Below are 20526 nucleotides of genomic sequence, written 5' to 3' on the forward strand. Positions count from 1 at the left end.
TCCTGACTCCTCCTCATGTAATTTTATTTAATCAGCTGCAGCAGAGCCGCAGCTGCTAAATATACTTTTTGAGCATTTGTTCCACATTCTCGGGAGTTGCCGCCTCTTTTATCAGTTCCTCCACTTTGACACCGTCTTTATAGATCGCAATCACCGGCAAGCCTAAAATCTTCTGACCAATAGCCAGCCGCCGGGCAGCAGTCGTATTAAGTTTCGTAAATTTAATTTTATCGCCGTAGGCTTCCTCCAGTGCTTCAATATAGGGCAGTAAGGCTTTGCATGGTTCGCAGCCGTCACCGAAAAAATCTACCAGCACCGTTTCTTGGGCTTTTAATACCTCTGTTTCAAAGCTTTCTTTGTCCACTACTAACATAACAGCACTCTCCTTTTTTACTACCGGCATGCCGGTTAGTGTTCTAAATATTTTTCCGCCATCATGGCGGCTATCGCCCCGTCTGCCGCAGCGGTTACTACCTGGCGAACTTGTTTAACCCGTATATCACCGGCAGCAAATACGCCAGGAATATTGGTTTCCATGTTTTCATTGGTAAGGATATATCCATCGTAGATAGTAATAGCCTCAGCAAACACAGCTGATTGAGGCAAGAAGCCGATAAACCCGAAGACCCCAAAAGTACCATCCTCTTCAGGAGCCAGAATCTCAAATTCTTCACCGGTTCTCACATTTTTAACCGTCATACCTTCCAGCAAACCATCACCTTTTAACTTGGTGATAACCGTGTCCCACATAAAATGGATTTTGGGATTTTTGTGCGCCTTCTCCTGGATCGACCTGGCTGCCCGCAGTTGGTCACGACGGTGAATAATCGTTACCTTGCGGCCGAACTTAGTCAGATACATCGCCTCTTCGACAGCAGTGTCCCCGCCGCCAACGACATAAATATCCATATCCTCAAAAAAATTACCGTCGCAGGTAGCACAATAGGAAACACCCTTGCCAATTAATTCCCGCTCGCCCTCGCAGCCTATAGGACGAGGATACGCGCCGGTGGCAATGATTACTGTCCGCCCGAAATACTCGCCTTTCTTACCTGTAAGAACTTTGACCTCACCGGAAAAATCTACCTGAACTATCGTATCCCGGACACGTTCCACCCCAAAGTTTTCCGTCTGCCGCGTCATCCGCGCGACCAGAGAGCTGCCTGATTCCTCTTCTATGCAGCCGGGATAGTTCTCCACCTCAGAGGTAATGACAATTTGTCCGCCGTCCTTCTCCTTCTCAATTAACAGAGTGGTCAGCCGGGAACGGCCTGCATATAATCCGGCGGAAAGCCCCGCAGGGCCGGCACCGATGATCAAGACATCGTATATTTGTTGCATGATTATCTCCCTTCCTTCTTCACAGCAATACCCGCTCTTCCCCCTGACGGCTCGTAAATTTATCGCGGTCCATTTTTTCCAGCAAAAGCAGCGCATATTTCCTGCTGGTTTGCAGTTTGTCCCGGAAATCAGACAGTCGGATGGCGCCGTGTTCACCAGCCAGTTGAGCCGCAAGTGTTTTTGCTTTTGTATACAAATCGCCCAATAGGATAACATGTCCGTCCAAGGACACAAAGTCAGATTGCAGCATCGCTTCCAAAACAGCCTGCCTGTCTTTGTCACTGCCGGCAAGCTCAGCGTTGGCAAGAGGGGCATAGCCGGCTTTTTGCACGGCGGCCAACATCTCATCGCGAATGCTTCCCAGTTTTTTTGAAAATACCGGTACAAATCCAGCTTGAAAAATCATCGTACCTTTTTGGCCAATCCGCCCGGTTTCTTTCATCCAGCCCAAAAGCCATTCAAACTCTCTGGGCCGGCTGGAAAATTCCAGCCGTGCCTGTAGTTCAGCCTTGGTAATCCCGGCGCGCAGCGGAAATTGAGCATGATAAGCTTCGAGAATGCTAATGGTCTGTATCAGTAAAGCTTGCAGGGCTTCAATGTGAACACTACGGTTTTCGAATACGAGTATCCGGCCTGCCTCCAGCAGTAACTGCCACTGTAATTCAGCTGCTTCCACGTTGGACGCCAAAGCAATAGCTTCCTTATCAACGAACAGGCTCTCTTTTGCAAACGCTTCCAGAACTTGCTGAGGCGTGCCTTTATCCTTAATCTGCATGATAGCCAGCGCCTGATGCTCGGTATAACCGGTTCGTTTTGCTGCCGGATCGACTATCCAGCCGCCGCCGATTGTTTGAACAGGGGTCAAGCTCCGCAGCACAAAGCGGTCAGATTTGCGGGCTATGACGGAAGTATCAGTTAAGAGCTTTGCATAGCACGTCTCACCGGGGTGAATTTGCCTGCAGCCCATCGGAACAACTTTAGCCACTACCTCAGCCGCTCCCAGATACAATTTCAACCGTTCCAGCCGTTTAACCGGCTGACTGGCATCAGCAGCAATGGAAAGCTGGACATCCAGGGTACACGTGGCTTGCACCGACCCCCGTCTGGCAACCACGCAGCCCCGGTGAGCCTGCTCTACCGCCACACCGGCTAAATTGAGTGCCGTCCGCTGTCCGGCATGAGCCGTAGCAACTGCCTGTTCATGAATTTGAATCCCCCTTACTTTTACGGGAATCCCCTGAGGATAAATTGCCAGCTCATCATTTACGTCAATCAAGCCTTCCGTCAATGTACCGGTAACTACCGTACCAAAGCCCTTTACGGAGAAGATACGGTCAACCGGCAGCCGGGCAGGCTTGGCAACGGCTTCCCGCCGCACCCCAGCTGCCATATGATCCAGCAGGGTCTTCAATTCTGCAATGCCCTGGCCGGTAAGAGAATCCACCTGAACCACAGGCGCTTGCCGCAAAGCTGTGGTTGCCAGATACTCTTTGGTATCCTCGACCACCAATTCCCGGAAATCGTCCTCTACCATGCCAATCTTTGTAATGACAATAACAGCTTGGGTAATCCCCAGATACTGCAGAATATGAATATGCTCCCTGGTTTGCGGCATAACACCCTCGTTGCCGGCAATAATCACCATCGCAATGTCGATACCGCTTGCACCGGCAAGCATATTTTTAATAAACCGTTCATGTCCGGGCACATCGACAAAACCCGCTGTCTTCCCACAGGGAAGCCTGCAATAAGCAAACCCCAGATTAATGGTGATGCCGCGCCGCTTTTCCTCGGCCAGCGTATCTGTGTCAAAGCCGGTTAGAGCCCTTACCAGAGTAGTCTTGCCGTGATCGATGTGCCCGGCTGTTCCAATTACAATGCTCTCCATCTCAACCTCAACCGTAAACGATAATATTTTGATCCATCCGATCCACCACTTCCCCTACCATACAGGAAGCAACAGTCAGGGTGCTCAGCTCTGCCAGCAGCGCAGCCGCATCCTCTGCGGCCACGCTTAAGAGCAGTCCGCCGGAAGTCTGTGGATCAAATAAGATCTCTTCCATTGCCGGGGCAACATTGGTAAAGCTGACTTTCTCCTGCAAAAAAGTACGGTTTTTCTGTCCGCCGCCGGTAATCAGAAATTCCTCCGCCAGACGCCACGCTTCCGGTATATACAAAACCTGCCGGCTGTCTACGCGGATTGAATAGCCGCTTGTTACCATTTCATTCAAATGCCCCAGAAAACCGAATCCGGTTACATCCGTACAGCTGTGGATGTTATAGCGGGCTGCGATTTCAAACGCATACTTATTGAGCGTTTGCATCCCGTCCACAGCCTGTTCGAAGCTTTCACGGGACGCCTCTCCTGCCTTATACGCAGAAGTCACCATTCCCACGCCGAGAGGCTTTGTCAGCAAGATCCGATCGCCAATTTGGCAGCGGTTGTTATACATAATCCGGTCTGGCTGGACAACACCGGTCACCGAAAGGCCATATTTGGGTTCTTTATCATTGATGGAATGGCCCCCGCAAAGTACGCCGCCGGCTTCCTGCACTTTTTCTGCTCCGCCGCGAAGGATTGCCCCGAGAATGGCCGGGTCCTCATCTTCCGGGAAACAAACAATATTCAAAGCAGTTTTCACCTGCCCGCCCATGGCATAAATATCGCTAAGCGCATTGGTGGCAGCAATTTTGCCAAACAAATAAGGATCATCAACCATTGGCGGAAAAAAATCCAGGGTTTGGATCATCGCCAGGTCATCCCGGAGACGGTATACTGCACCGTCGTCAGAAGTGTCAAAGCCTACCAGCAAATCGGGGTCATTAAAAGTAGGAATATTGGCAACGGCATCCTTGAGAAGCCCTTGCGGCAGCTTGGCGATGCAGCCCCCGCAAGAAGTAAACTTATTCAATTTTCTAATATCCATAACGGTTCCTTTCTGCCTGTTATACAGCGTTAGGTTTTATTTTGATGCTACGCATCTTCCTCTTTCAGGGCTTTATAGATGCAATAGCACATAACCAGCATAATCAGCATGAACGGAAAAGCCGCGGCAATGGAAGCTGTCTGTAATGTTTTAATGGCTGCAATACCGCCAACCAAAACCAGCATGATCGTAACAGCACCTTGCGTAATCCCCCAGAAGCTGCGCAATTTTACACTGGGGTTCATTTCTCCGCCTGAAGTCAGCATACCCAGCACATAGGTTGCAGAGTTTGCTGCCCCTGCAAACGAGGCCACGATCAGAACAATCGCCAGTGGAGCGGTAAGTGCATAAAACGGCATGTGTTTAAGCGTAACAAACAGTGCAGTGGTATAATCCGCTTTAACGGCTGCCTGAATAGCCCCCTTGGATAACTCATCCAGATAGAATGCAGCTCCACCGTATATTCCCAGCCAAATGAGGCAAAACCCGGCTGGAAGCAGCGTAACTGCAAAAATGAATTCACGAATACTGCGGCCCCTGGAAACACGGGCTATGAATTGGCCGACAAACGCCGCCCAGGCAATATACCAGGCCCTGTAGAACACCGGCCATGCCTGAACCCAATCCGTATTCCCCATCCACAGGCTCTGTGCGATGAAATTTTGCAGGTAATCGCCAAGCGCATGGGTAAAAAGATTTAATTGAAAAATCGAACCACCGACGAGGAAGATAAAGATCATGAACACAATCGAAAGCCAAACCTTAATATCGGCAACTAGCTGCATAGCCTGATGTAATCCTGAGACAGTAGCAACTGTAAAAATCACAGTCATCACCGCTATGATAATGGCAATCATCCCGGGCGACGACGGGATCCCCCAGATAAACTGCAAACCGGAGGCAATCTGATTAGCTCCTAATCCTAAGCTGGTAGCGATACCAAATATAGTGGCAAATACAGTAAGAATATCAATTGTCTTACCGATTGGTCCGTAAATACGATCACCAATGAGCGGGTAGAAAACCGAACTGATCAGGCACGGCAGACCTTTTCTGAACTGGAAATAGGCCAGGGCCAAACCACAAAGCGCATAAATTACCCAGACATGGACACCAAAATCGTTAAATGCAATTCGCATGGCTAAAAACATGGCTTCTGTGGTATTACCTGTTCCAAGGGGAGGGGACATATAATGCATCATGGGTTCTGCAATCGACCAAAAGACCATGCCAATTCCCATCCCACTGCCGAAGAGCATGGTAAACCACTGGAAATCACTAAATTCCGGTTTCTCATCATCCCGGCCGAGCTTGATACTGCCATAACGGCTAAGGGCAATACTATATAGAGTAATCATAAAGACAAACACTGACATGAGATACATCCAACCGAAATTGCCGGTTAAAAATGCCATTACCGTATTTGATGCTTTTCCCATCTCAGCAGGCAGAACAATACTAAACGCAACAAACAATAAGGATATAGCTGCAGAAACATACAGAACTGTGCGGTTTTGCGAGCCTTGGACATTTGCCATTATGTTCCATCCCCTTCCTTAAATATGCAGTACTGATCGCGAATGGATGTCATTTCCTGAACAATGCTGTCTATGTCCAGCACCATTTCCATCATACTGATCTGTTCTTCATACACCTGGGGATCGACCTCGTCCTTCACTTCCGGCTCACATACATGGTATACTCTCAGTCCCAACTGGACTCCCGCCAATGGACCTGCAAAAGTGGGGTCACCGGCAGTTACGGTCTCGGCTGCTAAGCCTGCCGCTTCTCCCTCGGCTGCGCCGAGCAGAACGACGACATTGTCTGCGCCGAATTCCTCCGTAAACTCCTTAACCCGCTTTTGGTTTTCCAGATCCATGGCCCCCGCAGCAGTTCAGACAAAGCATTCCGTTGATGAGAATACTACGTCTGCACCTGCAGTTTTCGCACAGAGCGCGATTGCAGGTCCGGGGATACCATCCCTGTCGCCGATAATAATGACTTTTTTGTCTTTCAGCAACATTCCTGACTCCTCCTCATGTAATTTTATTTAATCAGCTGCAGCAGAGCCGCAGCTGTTAAATATACTGCAGCACCAAAAGCCATGTTAGCAAAGTTACCGTTCCAGGCTTAACTTTGCTAACATGGCTAAAAGCAACACGAAAAGCTGTCAATGTAAACATAAACACTGACAGTAAATGTACCTCTCTATTGAAGCAGGCAAAAAAAGTACTAAGCGCTAAAAACGACAAAACCATCGTCGCCAAAACATACAGCATAGAACGAATTGGTGAACTTTGACCGCACGATTTGAACAGTTTTTTAAATACTTTTAGTCCCGACCGGACCTCCGCCGACAGATCTGCTATAAACACTTTAACCCGCTTAGGGTTTTTCAGATCACCAGCGCCTGAATAGCCTCAGACAAAGTATTCTGTCCACGACAGTGCTGCAGCCGCACCTAGGGCTTGCTCACGCCATGTGCCCGCGTGTAAGTGGATTCGGTCGCAGGCGTCACTTCTAATCATTTTTTTGTCATTCAGCAACATACTCGACTCCTCCTAACTATTCTTGCAGGACACCGATACTTGCTTATCCCTTTTGTAATTCCGCATCCACTTCATTTGTGTTGTCATCGCTTTTTGTTGTGGCGGAAGTATATGGGAATCGAACCCACCCACGACTGTTTGGCCGCAACACGGTTTTGAAGACCGGTAGGCACACCAGTGCCTCTCTACTTCCATATTTATTTTGTCGTTTGTCGACAATTGACTCTTGTGAAAATTCTAACAGTTAAACAATTTAAAAGCAATACTAAAAATTCTAATATTTTTTTCTTTTCTATTAAATAGATATAAAAAGAAGAGGATATCTCATATTCTCACAGGATTGCTTATTATTTCAGCATTAGTCATAATTGCTGATAAATAACAATCTTCCTGGATAAGATATCCATTAACGCTTTGTTAGAACCAAACCGGTTTATCAGTTTAATTCCTATTCATTTTTATTGGCCCTAGCACTTTTCAGGCTATTAGACTCGAAATAAAGCAGTTTGTGTTTTTACTTGCGGATTACCAAAGAAAAATCACTGCCATTGTTAGTAATGCATTCCACCTGGTACTTTTGCGAATTAGCAAACCGGATAATACTCTCCCGGGCGGCTTGATCATCGACAGCAAGCAGCACCGTGGCTGCCTGTTCCAACGCTTTTTTGGCCTCCTGCAGTGGAATCGGGCAGCTCAAGCCCCGCAAATCCAGCTTTTTTTCCATGTGTTATCCCTCCACAGTTATCAGTCTCTCTCTAAAAACAACGCCAATCCCTGCCGTGACAATAATTCCGGCTACCGTGGCTATCTGCCCGTTTACCGCTACACCTGCAGCACTGCCTGCAGCATTGAAGCTGTGAGCGATACCGGCACCGGCCAGCATGCCCAGTAAGCAAAACAGTGCGTCAACATCGCCTTCACCGGTCATGATGATTTGCCGGAGCGGACAGCCGCCTGCCAGAACAGCAGCTAAGCCGGTAAGGAACAGTCCAAGAAAATTCCATAAGTGCATCGTATGCGCAAGCGGCTGACCATCATAAGACAATTTGAAAAAGCCAAAATACTGGTTGCCGATAAGTGCGGCCAAAAAGATAACTGCATATATTTTAAGCTGATACGTGTCCCGCACCATGAAATAATTGCGAAAACCACCGCTTAGACACATCCGCGTCCGCCAAGCCAAAGCTCCGGCTGCAAGGCCAGAAATCAAGCTGACGATAACAGGCGCATGAAAGGAACCGGGTCCAGTAGTGCTGAATTTCAGAAACACCGCATGAGTCCCCACTCCTACCGTCAAAATAACCGCAGCTACTGCAGCCAGATAGCCTGCAGCTGCCCCGCTGCCGGTAAAGGAGCGGGAGCGCCCCAGATTATAACCATTTTTGAGAAAGACGATTCCGGCAGCAATACCGGCAACAAAACCGGCTAAGCCTGTCAGACCGTTCAAATCTCCCCCTGCTATCCGCAGTATCCCACGCAAGGGGCATCCTAAAAACACCAGCGCGCCAATCATCATCATTGCTCCCAGCACAAAGCGGATCAGCGGATTCGATCCTCCCCTCGGCCGAAACTCGCCGCTGAATTTTGCCAGACTGAAAGACCCCAGAATAAAACCTAAAATCTCTGGTCTGGCATACTGCAAGGCTGCCGCCTGGTGTATTCCCAGCGCTCCGGCAATATCCCGCAGCTGGCAGGCAGCACAAAAGCCATAATTCCCTGGATTTCCTGCTTTTACTAACAAGACCGCCCCTAAACCAAACACAATTCCGGTTACAATAATGGTCATCCAATACATAATAAACCTCCTTATAAACATTTAATTCTGCAAAATTTGTTTATCAGTGATCCTGTGGCCTTGTCTCACAGAGCAGATACTGCCCCTACAGGTTCGACAGCACCAAGCAGCCCAACGGCATCTGCCCGGCAGCGCCGGCAATGATAAATTTGGGGAATATGCCCGCTAACTGATTTCCGTATTGCTGCCATTTCACAATCAGAGGGAGTCCTAATGTCCATAAAAGGGGTGCCGCTTACCGGAATTAAGGGTATACAATTCATAGCATCCACTCCCCATTCTGCTGCCTTTCGTGCGATAGCAAGGACATGCTTGGTATTGATACCGGGAAGAATGACCGTATTGATCTTGACTGTCAGGCCTCTTTTTTTCAAACCAATAACAGCTTCCTCCTGACGTTCAAGAAGGATTTTTGCGGCTTCATGCCCTTGATATGTCTGATGATCGACAGTGACCGAAGCGTAGATTCTCTGCCCGATACAAGGATCAACAGCGTTGACCGTTACAGTGACGTGACTCACTCCGGCATCGGCTAGTTCATCAATATGGCCGGGCAAATTCAATCCATTTGTAGATAAGCAAAGCAGATGCTCCGGGTATACGGCATGGACCGCACGTAATGTTTCCAGCGTCCGCTCCGAATCGCACAGAGGGTCTCCGGGGCCGGCGATACCGATCACCGCGATATCTGATCTCCACTCCAGATACCGGCTTAAAGCCGTCAGTGCTTGCGGCGGAGTAAGGACCCTGCTGGTAACTCCCGGCCGGCTTTCATTGACACAATCATAACGACGGTTGCAGAAGTTGCACTGAATGTTGCAGTTTGGTGCCACCGGCAGATGAATTCTCCCCCAGTGCTGACTGGCTGATCTGTGAAAGCAGGGATGCTGGTCAAGCGAGCGTTTTTCGTGAGCTTTGTTCATTCGCTTTCCCTCTTTTTAGCGAATTTTATGGCCTGGACCGGACAAATCTGCAAGCAATCACCGCAATTCGTGCAATTCGTTTCATCGGGCCGGGTTCCCATTTCGCAAACCCGCCGGCACGCGTCGCAGTCATTGCAGGCACTGGTTTTAAACACACGGAAAATCGCCATATCCTTGAAAAGCTCAAGTAAGCCTCCAGTGGGACAAACAAACCGGCACCACAGATTAGCAACAAAAAGGCCCGCTGCTGTCAGCCCCAGAATAATAGCCGTGCGAACCAGCCAGGCAAAGGAAGCGTGCTGAAAAGAAAGCCGGATCGAATCCCAGAATTCGCCGACCCGGATGGGTACCATCATCCTGGGATTGTCCATCCCAATCCAGATAATCGCAACCGCAGCCAGGCTAATAACCATCCCTGCCGGAGCAACCCGGATAAACCGGCTGCGCTCACGCAGCTTGTACAGTGACAACCTGCCAAGCATTTGATTGACAAACCCGCCGGGACAAAGCCAGCCGCAAAAAGAACGTCCGGCTAGCAGAACCGATAGCGGCAAGAGCAACCAAAAGCCCCAGAAAATACTTGTAATCCTGCCCCAGCAAGTGATTACCGGACAGGACTGGCAATTCACGAAAGGAACCAGGAAAGGGCAGCGAAAAATACCGTAATAAGCCCATTGCCCCAAAATAGCCAGCATGGCCACCTGCGTCCCTCTGCGCAGCTTCGTCAAGAAGGATTCCCCCTGTTTTATCCGCTCTGTTTGATTAGCCATCTTTTACCCCCAGTTTTTCGACAAGCGTCTGGCCCTTGTCCGAACTAGCAGGAATGAAGCCATGCCGCTCAAAAATTGCCTGTCCCTCAACAGAGCAGATAAAATTCACATAATCATCCGCCAGCGCACGGTCCTTGGCGTATTGCATTACCCCAATAGTAAAGGTGAGCGGACCGGGGGGAAAAAGCGCTTCCGGAATAGGCAGTACTTCTACTTGCCCGGCAAATGCGGCCTGGCGGGTAAGACGCCGTTCCACAATAGAGGCTGCCCCCTCACCATTTATAATTGCCGGCATCATTTTGATAACACAGCTTTCCTTCTCTATCATATTTTTGAGAACCGCCTGATCAATACCCGCTTTTTTCAGTATGCCCATGACAGCGTCGCCCCCCGGCGGTGAAGCTCCCAGCGGCAGAATGACCTTAACTCCCGGCTTGGCAAGATCCTGCACCGATTGGATTCCAGCCGGATTTCCTAATGGTGTTACTAAGACATACTCGGTAAAACACAGCGGACGGAAATAAAGCATCTTGTTGTCAGACCTGAGAGTTTTAGCCAGTTGCAATACCCGCCCGGCAAAAACTTCCGTTACCGCTCCCCCGATGAGCGATTTCCCCAGGGCGCCGGCAAAGGCCCCCGTGTAATTAATCTTAATTCCGTTTCTCTGCTCATACAGGCTGTTTGCCTGTCCAAACGCTTCAGCCAGTCCGCCACAGGACCATACCTGCAGCGAACCGGCCTGAAAACGGGCTGCCTGCAGCAAACCTGGCACCGCTGCAGCAGTAGCAAAGGCAGCGATGCCGGCATTGAGAAACGATCTTCTGCTTATTCCCTCTTTTTTATCGCCCATGATTAGCTCCTTTTATTAACTAGTACTCTGTTACCTGGCTTCATCCAGCATCCCGAGAATATCTGAATATAACTGGCCGTATCCAGGCAGTGCCCGGATTCTTAGCCGGGGTAAATCCACGGGAATCGTCGCCATGATAGTAAGACACAATCCGCCAAAAGTGCTTGCTTACCGATCCATTTTTAGTACTGTAGTTATGTATTTCTACTAATAACAAGCTTATCTGTGTGTTATCCTAACACAGATAAATTAAATACACTAATCGTGTTTTTCGATTAGCAAAATCAATCCCAATTGATAATTGCTATAATCATCACAATAATTAAAAAATTTCGCTTTCTCTTTTTCCTGTTATTGATGCTTTATCCATATAAAAACTCCCCAGTTTGACAAACAGTTTTGCTCTCTAAACTGTCTGTCAAACTGGGGAGTATATCAGTAAGACCGCTTACAAGGCGCTAACCTTTTTATGTACGCAAAGTTGCAACAAGCGCTCTGGCTTTAACGGCAAAAGTAGTGCCGACTTGTTACTACTTTATTGTTTGTTCCAGGAATTTTCCGGTTAACACCTTCAGCAAACAGATCTATATCAGCTGCACTGTTACCGACACAATAGGATTGTCTTGTCGCACACTTTTACAAAGTCCGTTTCTGAGCAGTAAAGTTTGTGTAAAGCATGGGCCTGCTAGCCTGCCGATTTATTGGGCCTTCTTAAATTGCAGGCACTCGGCAAACAGTCGCTCATATCCTTCTACTGCTCCCAGTTCGATATAATCCATCTTTTGGGCCAATGCTTCCATCTCTTGCTTTACTTCAACAGACATAAGCGCCATATAGGCTCCTGTTTTCGAGGAGTTCCCCACATAATAAATCTTATCCTTAACTTCTTCCGGTAAAATCTCCGTTCCCACCAAACTATCGACTGGCAAATGGGCTCCGAATTGCCCCGCTATCAAGATTCTATCCAATTGATTTATCGAAAGCCTGGCCTGCTTTAACAGGGCATGAAATCCTGAGAGAATTGCGCCTTTGGCCATTTGAACCTGCCGGATGTCTCCCTGAGTAATCCCTAAGGTTTCCTGACCATTGCTTAAAACAAATTCCCGCTTTTTGCCCTCCACCCGCAGCAGCGGATACCGATAATCACTTTCGTCCAGTTCTTCTTTTTTGATAAAGCTGCCATTTTTTTTCACCAGGCCGATACGAAGCAATTCTTTTACAATCGCCAGAATACCACTACCGCATAGACCTACCGGCGCCTCATCACCGATGACCTTTAGCTTAATCCCGCCGGGAGTAATTGCCGCATCTTCTATCGCCCCCACTGCTGCTCTCATGCCACAGCTGATATTCATTCCTTCCAGGGCAGGACCCGCAGCACAGGAGCAGGACATCAGGCGGCCGTTTTTAGCTAAAACAATTTCGCCGTTGGTGCCGATATCGATAAACAGGAGATTCTCCCTGCTTTTTTCCAGCTGACAGACATAGGCTCCGGCAACGATATCCCCGCCAATATACGAAGATACCGACGGCAGACAATACACCCTGGCGCCCGGAGCTCCCTGTAACCCAATATCTTGTGCAGATATATTTTTAGCTTTGACAAAAACCGGCGCATAAGGGGACCGTCCTATAGGTGCCGTGTCAATACCCAGCAGAAAGTGCAGCATCGTACAATTGGCAGCTATTGAAATTTCATAAATGTTTTGCCTGCTGACAGCCGCCCTGATGCACATGTCCTCAATCAGCGAATTCAACCCGTCAACAACTACCTTCTGCAGTTCTTGCTTACCGTGTGCCGGGTTTTCCAGGCTATAGGTGATGCGGGTTAGTACATCAAGGCCAAATTTTTTTTGCGGATTCAGCATGGAAGCAGTTGCAAGCTCATTGCCGGTTATCAGGTCAATCAACGCAGTTACCACCGTTGTTGTCCCAATATCCACTGCCACTCCATACATAAGCCCTGTTGTATCACCTGTCTCGATCCCGATTAAGTCCGCACCGTTAAAAACACCGGTAACCGTTCCTGCCCCGGTGTCCAAATGCTGCAGCAGGCGCCAATCCAAGTCTGCCTTGCCCAAGGCACGGCAGAGCGAATTTTCATAGGAGCAGGGATTTTGCAATGTTGGCTTTTCGAGTTGCAAGACTTTTTTGCCAATCCCCGGATTCATGCAAAAATCCGGCATATAGCCGGCTGTCAATATTTCATGTTTTCTTTCAGTTTGCAGTGTTTCAAGCTCAATATCCTCTTCCGGCACTACCAGACAGGCCAGTCTAACACCTGCAGCCAGTTCTTCCTGTTTCAAAAGCTGTTTTTCCGTCTCGGAAACAACAGGCAAATTCCCCTGCAACAGTCTGATCTTGCATTTGCTGCAGGAGCCTTTCCCGTTGCAGGGATTATCCACAAAGACCCCATTCTCCCTCAGGAGCTGCAGCAAATTTTTGCCCGTTTCATAGGGAATTCTTTTGCTTGCATTCTTAATAAGAAGATCAGGCATTGCTCTTCGCAGCTCCTTTAGTGATAGTTTCCAGCATTGATTGAACGTTTTTTAAGGGGGATTTCATCCCCAGCCCGCAGGCAGGAGAGATAATATTGACTCCGTCCTGTACACATCGCTCAGTCAGTGCAGCAACTTTTCCTGGTTCGCCAAATTCAATGGCATAGGTACTGACATTCCCCATCAGCAGCCTGTCTCCCAGATTTTTTCTGGCTTCCTGCATGCTGACAATAGCATCAAAGCTCAATACATTACTTTTTATTTGGGCAGTTTCTGAATATACCTTGCGCATTTGTCCGCATATGTGGACAATAGTATATTTATTCTCACTGTGAATGCTGTCGACAATTCGATTAATATACTTCACGGCAAATTCTTCGAAAAGCTTAGGACCCAATATTTCACCCGTACCACTGGGATCGGAAATGGCTATAATATCCGCCCCAGCCTCTATTTGCCGCTTGGCGAATGCGATCAAATGGCTGGTGACAAACTCCAGAAACTCATGGGCCTTAGCATTATTTTTTCTTAATTCCTTATAGAAAACAACGGGCTCCATCAGGGAACTGGCCATGCTGATGGGACCTGTTATATTTCCGATAATCGGTACATCATTCCCCTTGGCTTTTAGTAGTTTAATGGCCTCAACAACTACGTCCGCTCTTCCCTCCCGGCTATTTGCTGCAGTAAGCTTCTCCCACTCATTTACAGAGGTGATGGCATATTCTACAACATGGGGCTCATAATAACTTGTTCCCAGATTTACCTTTGCTCCCAAATTTTCCGCTTCAATAGTCATACAAAAGGGAACGCCATAATTTTCGAAGCAACCCTTTTCATAAACCGCCGTTGCTAAGTCCGCCATCATTCCTGCATTTGTATGAGCCTCCGGGAAACGAATTCCCGCCGCTTCCATTAGCTCCGCAGTAATCATATTCATCATTCCCCCGGGACAAATGCAGGGAGGTCTGTCAACCTGTTCTTCTCTGAAAATCTTATGTAACCGTTCCTTAGGCAGTAACACAGCTCAACCTCCTTTATTCAGACAACTTAAGCAAGCCTTTAATCATTTTGGCTGCTTCAACGAACCGGACATAAAGCTGATCACCGGCATAACGATAACGCTCGTTAGGGTGTCCTGTGATCATTTTTAAAGCAGCTCAAGAGTTTTAACGATCCCGTTTTGCAAGACAAACGCTCTATTTTTAATGCACATTTGTCCAACAAATTTTGTTTTACCAACTATTTTTTGACAAGCCGAAAAATAGCCTACAGGCTCCTCCAGATTAATGTCCTGCCAAACGGCTTTCTCTGTCCCCAGCAAGGCAAAAGCAGTTTTCGGGCAAAGCAGCATGAGGCTTTCATTGGCAAGGATTTTTTCTACTTGTTTTAAAAAAGGATAAGTAAAAAACTCTACCGTTTTTGCCGCCATCTCAGGTCCCAGAATATTCACGCCGCCTGTTGAATCACCATAACTGAACATCGTGACTCCTGCTTGCTGCGCCGCCTCCACATAGCGCAGCAATTCTTTTTGCAACTTAACAAAAATAAGCTGCATCTGCTCCGGTTGTTTACGAAATATCCTGAAAATATGTCGGGGTTCCATTACCATATTCAGAATCGTAAAAGGGCCGGAAATGTATAAAACGACCTGCTCTCCCGACTCCCGCAGTGATCTGCAGGCCTTTAGCACCTCGGCGATACGTCCCCGTGAATAGTCTATCTCAGGCAAGTCCAATAATTCTTCAGCTGTAGCACAAATATAATCTGCCCCTCTTGGACCGGCGCTTTCATCTCCATATTTGACCTGTCCGCCCAGTGCCTCGCCTTCAACCGTATGACAAAAGGGTAATTCACAGAATTCCGTTTTATCATAGTTTTTTAAGGCTTTAGCCAACTGGACCATACCCTGCCACGTTTTATAGGCCTGAGGAAATTCTAAATCCAGGCCCTGTACAGCCTCCCTATTAATTCCCACAGAATTAACATAGGTACACTGATAATCAATAATTTTACTCATACGGCCTTCCTCCCGGCTAACTGCCAAACCACTCTCGGCTATAACTCTTTATTTTGACTACACTCTCATACATGTATAGTGGAATTCTTCTGCAGCCTATGGTGATATCCTATCATAGATAAGGAAAGTGCACTAATTGTGTTTTTCAATTATACAATTCAACATCAATCAATAATTGCAACAAGCTATTTTATTAAAAGCGAAAACCTCCTAAATAAGAAGACAGGTCTTCCCCTTACCGGGTACAGCCTGTCTTGCTCAACAACATCACTACATCTTTTCTTTACTGTTATCCGACTAATCTATCCACCACTTTCACGGCTTCGACGGCATTTACAGCGTATCCGTCAGCTCCTATCTTATCGGCGAAGGCCGCTGAGATGGGGCCGCCGCCGACAATAACTTTCACACCTTCACGCAAGTTTGCCTGTTGCAGTAGGTCAATGACTTTTTTCATATTACCGGTGCTGGTGGACATCAAGGTTGCTAGTGCAACTACACTTGCTCCGGTGTCTTTCACACAATCGATAAAAGCAGCGGCCGGAACATCACGCCCTAGATCAATAAGCTCATAGCCGGACGTTTCCAGCATAATTTTTACGATATTCTTGCCAATATCGTGGGTATCGCCTTCGACAACACCAATGACTACCTTGGCCTTTTTTTGATAATCCTGGCTGCTTACATGCGGGTTTAAAACATCCAGGCCGTTATACATTGCATCAGAACAAATCAGCAGCTCTGGTATGAAGTACTCTTCATTCTCGTATAAGTCGGCAGCTTTATTCATCCCCTCTACCAAACCATGCAAAATGCCGTCAATCGCTGGATAACCGGCATTTATATAAGCCTGTGATACTGGAATGACTTTTTCATCTTCCATTTCCACCACGCATGCCGCTAATAATTTTAATAATTCTTCCTTGTCAGTCATCATAATCTAATCCCTTCTTGAGCCAATTTGCTTATTGCTTACAGCCTTGAATCATTTCCATGACACGCTCGGGACAAACGGGATAACCAACCTCGCGAACAGTATCCATCATCATTTGGATGTTTTCCAACGGCGTTTCCACAGGGAGGCTGCATCCCGACATAACCACATACCCCTTCGGCGAATCATAAGCTTCCAGAATCCCCTCCAAGGTTTTAAGGCGGACATCTTGCGGTGATCCAGAGTACATAACCCCGCCGGGGTCTACATTCCCCATAATCTTGGTTTGAGAGCCAATAGCATTTTTACAATCCCTTAGGCTTGCTACATTATCAATACTCATGCCGCCAATTCCCAGGTCAGCCAGATCTTTCCAAATCTTATCAGTCTGGCCGCAAATATGAATAACGGGATTCGACCCATAACTTTTAATAAAATCTACAAGCTCTTTAAGATATGGCAGTGAAAACTCCCGGAAAACCTTGGGACTAACAACCGTACAAGACGACATGGGTTCTGATATCGTGGGATTAATGCCGATCTCCAGTGCTGCTTGCGCATAGGCTTTGCAGGTTTCCAGCGAAACCCGGCACAGCTTATGCACTGCCTGTGGATTTTTATGAATAAGCTTTAGTGTCTCGTTAGTAGTAAATAGAAAAAAAGCATTTGTGAATGCGCCGACAACACCGGCAGAGCATGCCACTTCATCTTTGGCAAGCTCCTTTAAATATTTCATTGCTTCCAGCTGCACCGGCAGCCGACCGTCCTTATAGGGATCAGCAGGACGAAGCTTATCGATATCCTGTACGCTGGCAATTGCCGGTTTTAATAAATCAGCCGTATCATCCTCCGGATAAAAAACAGTCGCTCCCATTGCTTCGGCCCAGGGAAATAAATCATTAAAAACCCGGAGACTGTCACCGCCAAACTTACGATATGCCGCCATTTGCGCCTGAGCAATCGCTTTCGGATTATGCCTAAATTCAGAAATTTTACAACCGTAGATGCGGGCAGTACCATTGGCAATATTGGGATTGCATTGCAATCTGTCTGCCGCAGAGCCATTGGCAATAGCAGCCGCTCGCTGCGCCGGCGTCATTTGATCTTGCATATTCATTCAATCCTTTATCAGTTATTAATTGTCCAATGTAGAATTCGATGTTTGATTGTATCAAAAACATACATAATCAAAACCAAAACCGCTGATGTAAAGAAAAAACCGAGCATTACCACATCAAATTTTGCGAAGTCGGAATAGTATTGAACAAAATAAGCCATGCCTGACCTTGCGCCAAACATCTCAGCAACAGACAGCATCATAAACGATAAGGTCAATGCTATGGAACAACCCACTAAAATACTGGGAGATGCCGCTGGCAAAATGATCTTATACAACTTCTCGGCTTTAGACATCTCCAGGATTGCCGCAGTTTCCAAATAACGTTTATCGATACTCATAACAGCACCAATGGTTGTCCCAAAAATAACCCAAAATGCAGCAAGCCAAATCAAGAAGATGGAGGCAGCCTGAAAGGTTGGCAGCAAATTAATGGCATACGGCGTTAAGAGCGGTACCGGAATAGCGCTGAAGGCATAGATATAAGGCGTCACATTTTTGCGCAAACCGCTTTTTAAACCAACGATTGTGCCAAGGGTAATGGCCGTGATGACCGCCATTACATAAGCAGTAATCAGCAGAAATAAAGAGCTTAACAAACCGGTCATCAGTTGGTCAATATATTGCGGAAACAACTTTAGAACTTTAAAAATGCTGGGGAAAAGAAACGCTGATAAGACGCCAAACACATCGGTCAGCAAGACATAGCCGACTAACAGGCACATCCCTATAGCCATAACCCCAAAATAGTCTTTTGCAAATTTAATCATTGGCTAAAATACCTCTTTTTCAAACTCAACAGCCTCTCTATTACATTACATCAGCTATAAACGGAGTAATTCACCTAGCTATTATTCTGATTAAATTGAACAAGTTTATCTTTGAAGAACTGGCTGTTCGGATAGTCCTTAAGCAAAGAATCCAGTGCTCTTTTATAAATAGTAGTATTAATATGATCTTCAATTTTGATATTGTTATCTTTTATATAGCCGAAATTCCCCATCTTATTCCACATCTTGACTACACTGTTTCTATATGGATCGGAATCATATTTCATATGTTCACTCTTAACAAAGCTTGCTACGGTGGCTTTATCAAGATCAAGCTTTTTTACAACTAACTCAACCACTTCGTCTTTGTTCCCCTGCATTGCTTCTTCAGCCCGCAAATAAGCACGCAGCAGGCGATAAAGTGCTTCTTGATTTTTTTCATTTTTCATCCAGGCCCCGGTAGCAAGCATCCGGCAGCAGGAATGGTTCGGCCAGTATTCATCCGGCCACATTTTGACTTTCAACCCCAAATCGGCAGCTTGCAATTGATAGCCGGTTGCAGTGGCGCCAAAATCAACCTCTCCGCTAGCTATAGCCTGTAAAACCTCTTGGTTTTTCTTATATTCAACAAAGGTTACCTCATTTAGAAGTCCGGCATCATACAATATGCCTTTCAAGACAATATCTGGCGTGCCGCCGCGAGTGATACCAATCTTTTTGCCGCGAAAGCTTTCAATGCTTTTCCATTCCGCTTCCGGTTTACCGTAGAGAGGTGTCTCGCCAATAATCATATAGCCGCCGAAAACAGTGAAATCTTGTCCATTGGCAATCTGAATAAGCGGACCGCCTGTACCATAGGTAGATATGACATCCACCTTGCCGCCGGCAAGAGCAGTAAAAGCATCTGTACCATTGTTGATATACACCATATTAACATCAATGCCCTCTTCCTTTAAAAAGCCGCGGGCTTCTGCCATATATTGAAAAACCTGACCGGAGTTATTTTGGGCAGCAACCGAAATTTTCAAAGCATCCTTGCTTGCTTTATCCTTGGTATCGGCAGTACCGCCAACGGGAGCATTGGCGCCACAGCCTACAAGAACCAGTGCCGCCACTAAGCAAAAAGCAAATAGAAACAATAGTTTTCGCATTACATAGCCTTCCTTTTTTTAAAAAATGATGGTTTCTCCGAACCGTGCTCAGTAATGGTATTGGCTTTTTTCTGCTTTAGGCGGAGTGCCTTTTCGTTAATTTCATCATAAATGATTTTTGTCAGGCGATTGCGCAAATCCAGCACCGCCGGGTCAGTAAACAGTGTCTCCCTGCTAGGCTTGGTTTTCTCGGTAAAAGAGTGGGTATAAATAATTTTGCTGGGAGCTTGTCCTAAAACCAAAATGTCTGTTGCTAACAGTAACGCCTCATCAACACTGTGCGTTACAAAAAAAATAGTCTTACGTTTTTCTTTGCCAGTCTGCCACAGCTCTAAGACGGTATCCTGCAGCAAGGCTTTGGTAACAGCATCTAAAGCACCGAAAGGCTCATCCATCAAAAGCAGGGGTGCATCAATTGCAAAAGCACGGGCGGTTGCAAAACGCTGCTTTTGCCCACCTGAGAGGTTCATGGGGTATTTGTCAAACAATTCTTCGTCCAAGCCCAAATTACATGTCCATTCTAATGCCGCCTCTTTGATTTTATGCTTATCCCAGGTCTTAAATTTCTGTTTTAATGCAATACAGATGTTATCACCTGCTGTCATCCAGGGAAATAAGCCATAATCCTGAAACACCATCGTTCTATCCAGGCTTGGCCCGCTTACAGGCTTGCCGCCAACCATCAACTGGTCCGGATTTGACTTTTCCAGTCCTGCAAGCAATCGCAGCAGCGTACTTTTCCCACAACCAGACTGACCCAGGAGACAAACAAAATCGCCAGCCTTAGCTTGATAATTCAACCCGCTTAAAACGAGTTCCTCACTATAGCCAAACTGCAGATTGTTCATTGCTACTTCTAACATTTTAACCTCCATTACGCC

The 20526-nt window shown here is 47.0% G+C and carries 19 protein-coding genes and 1 tRNA gene; all 20 read right to left on the reverse strand.

The window, feature by feature from the left end:
- Positions 1 to 55: 55 nt before the first annotated feature.
- Positions 56 to 373, reverse strand: coding sequence for a thioredoxin TrxA (gene trxA / locus EV210_RS12645; RefSeq protein WP_132081003.1), 318 nt, complete (start codon positions 371 to 373; stop codon positions 56 to 58).
- A gap of 35 nt (positions 374 to 408) precedes the next feature.
- Positions 409 to 1341 (reverse strand): thioredoxin-disulfide reductase, encoded by a 933-nt coding sequence (gene trxB, locus EV210_RS12650; protein WP_132081005.1) that lies wholly within the window; start codon positions 1339 to 1341, stop codon positions 409 to 411.
- A gap of 19 nt (positions 1342 to 1360) precedes the next feature.
- On the reverse strand, positions 1361 to 3229 hold the full coding sequence (selB, locus tag EV210_RS12655) for a selenocysteine-specific translation elongation factor (RefSeq protein WP_132081008.1): 1869 nt from the start codon (positions 3227 to 3229) through the stop codon (positions 1361 to 1363).
- A gap of 7 nt (positions 3230 to 3236) precedes the next feature.
- Positions 3237 to 4268: a selenide, water dikinase SelD gene (selD, locus tag EV210_RS12660; protein ID WP_132081011.1), complete on the reverse strand. Its 1032-nt coding sequence runs from the start codon at positions 4266 to 4268 to the stop codon at positions 3237 to 3239.
- Positions 4269 to 4315: 47 nt separating this feature from the next.
- Entirely contained in the window at positions 4316 to 5806 is a 1491-nt protein-coding gene (locus tag EV210_RS12665) for a glycine betaine uptake BCCT transporter (protein WP_132081014.1), read from the reverse strand.
- Positions 5806 to 6288, reverse strand: a complete 483-nt coding sequence (gene grdA, locus EV210_RS12670) for a glycine/sarcosine/betaine reductase complex selenoprotein A (RefSeq protein WP_481157916.1) — start codon at positions 6286 to 6288, stop codon at positions 5806 to 5808. Before grdA ends, EV210_RS12665 begins: the two co-directional genes overlap by 1 nt.
- Before the next feature lie 628 nt (positions 6289 to 6916).
- Positions 6917 to 7010 (reverse strand) — tRNA-Sec (locus tag EV210_RS22655).
- A gap of 321 nt (positions 7011 to 7331) precedes the next feature.
- Entirely contained in the window at positions 7332 to 7541 is a 210-nt protein-coding gene (locus EV210_RS12675; RefSeq protein ID WP_132081020.1) for a sulfurtransferase TusA family protein, read from the reverse strand.
- Positions 7542 to 7544: 3 nt separating this feature from the next.
- Positions 7545 to 8612, reverse strand: a complete 1068-nt coding sequence (gene yedE / locus EV210_RS12680; protein WP_132081023.1) for a YedE family putative selenium transporter — start codon at positions 8610 to 8612, stop codon at positions 7545 to 7547.
- Positions 8613 to 8677: 65 nt separating this feature from the next.
- On the reverse strand, positions 8678 to 9535 hold the full coding sequence (locus EV210_RS12685) for a radical SAM protein (RefSeq protein ID WP_132081026.1): 858 nt from the start codon (positions 9533 to 9535) through the stop codon (positions 8678 to 8680).
- On the reverse strand, positions 9532 to 10305 hold the full coding sequence (locus EV210_RS12690; protein ID WP_243650539.1) for a 4Fe-4S binding protein: 774 nt from the start codon (positions 10303 to 10305) through the stop codon (positions 9532 to 9534). Before EV210_RS12690 ends, EV210_RS12685 begins: the two co-directional genes overlap by 4 nt.
- The gene (locus tag EV210_RS12695) at positions 10298 to 11155 is read right to left on the reverse strand and encodes a substrate-binding domain-containing protein (RefSeq protein WP_132081029.1); all 858 of its coding nucleotides are present in this window, start codon (positions 11153 to 11155) and stop codon (positions 10298 to 10300) included. The genes EV210_RS12690 and EV210_RS12695 overlap by 8 nt, the downstream gene beginning before the upstream one ends.
- Before the next feature lie 698 nt (positions 11156 to 11853).
- The gene (locus EV210_RS12700) at positions 11854 to 13653 is read right to left on the reverse strand and encodes an ASKHA domain-containing protein (protein ID WP_132081032.1); all 1800 of its coding nucleotides are present in this window, start codon (positions 13651 to 13653) and stop codon (positions 11854 to 11856) included.
- The gene (locus EV210_RS12705) at positions 13646 to 14677 is read right to left on the reverse strand and encodes a methylcobamide:CoM methyltransferase MtbA (RefSeq protein ID WP_132081035.1); all 1032 of its coding nucleotides are present in this window, start codon (positions 14675 to 14677) and stop codon (positions 13646 to 13648) included. Before EV210_RS12705 ends, EV210_RS12700 begins: the two co-directional genes overlap by 8 nt.
- Before the next feature lie 126 nt (positions 14678 to 14803).
- The gene (locus EV210_RS12710) at positions 14804 to 15673 is read right to left on the reverse strand and encodes a uroporphyrinogen decarboxylase family protein (RefSeq protein ID WP_132081038.1); all 870 of its coding nucleotides are present in this window, start codon (positions 15671 to 15673) and stop codon (positions 14804 to 14806) included.
- Between the two features lie 289 nt (positions 15674 to 15962).
- Positions 15963 to 16610 carry a corrinoid protein gene (locus EV210_RS12715; RefSeq protein WP_207900729.1) on the reverse strand — a complete coding sequence of 216 codons (648 nt, stop codon included), beginning with the start codon at positions 16608 to 16610 and terminating at the stop codon, positions 15963 to 15965.
- 28 nt (positions 16611 to 16638) lie between these two features.
- Positions 16639 to 17718: a uroporphyrinogen decarboxylase family protein gene (locus tag EV210_RS12720; RefSeq protein WP_132081041.1), complete on the reverse strand. Its 1080-nt coding sequence runs from the start codon at positions 17716 to 17718 to the stop codon at positions 16639 to 16641.
- Positions 17719 to 17735: 17 nt separating this feature from the next.
- Positions 17736 to 18494: an ABC transporter permease gene (locus EV210_RS12725; protein ID WP_132081044.1), complete on the reverse strand. Its 759-nt coding sequence runs from the start codon at positions 18492 to 18494 to the stop codon at positions 17736 to 17738.
- A gap of 74 nt (positions 18495 to 18568) precedes the next feature.
- Positions 18569 to 19645, reverse strand: coding sequence for an ABC transporter substrate-binding protein (locus EV210_RS12730; RefSeq protein WP_132081047.1), 1077 nt, complete (start codon positions 19643 to 19645; stop codon positions 18569 to 18571).
- Positions 19645 to 20508: an ABC transporter ATP-binding protein gene (locus EV210_RS12735; RefSeq protein WP_132081050.1), complete on the reverse strand. Its 864-nt coding sequence runs from the start codon at positions 20506 to 20508 to the stop codon at positions 19645 to 19647. The genes EV210_RS12730 and EV210_RS12735 overlap by 1 nt, the downstream gene beginning before the upstream one ends.
- Positions 20509 to 20526 lie beyond the last annotated feature (18 nt).

Source organism: Anaerospora hongkongensis, assembly GCF_004339805.1.
Taxonomy (GTDB): Bacteria; Bacillota; Negativicutes; order Sporomusales; family DSM-15969; genus Anaerospora; species Anaerospora hongkongensis.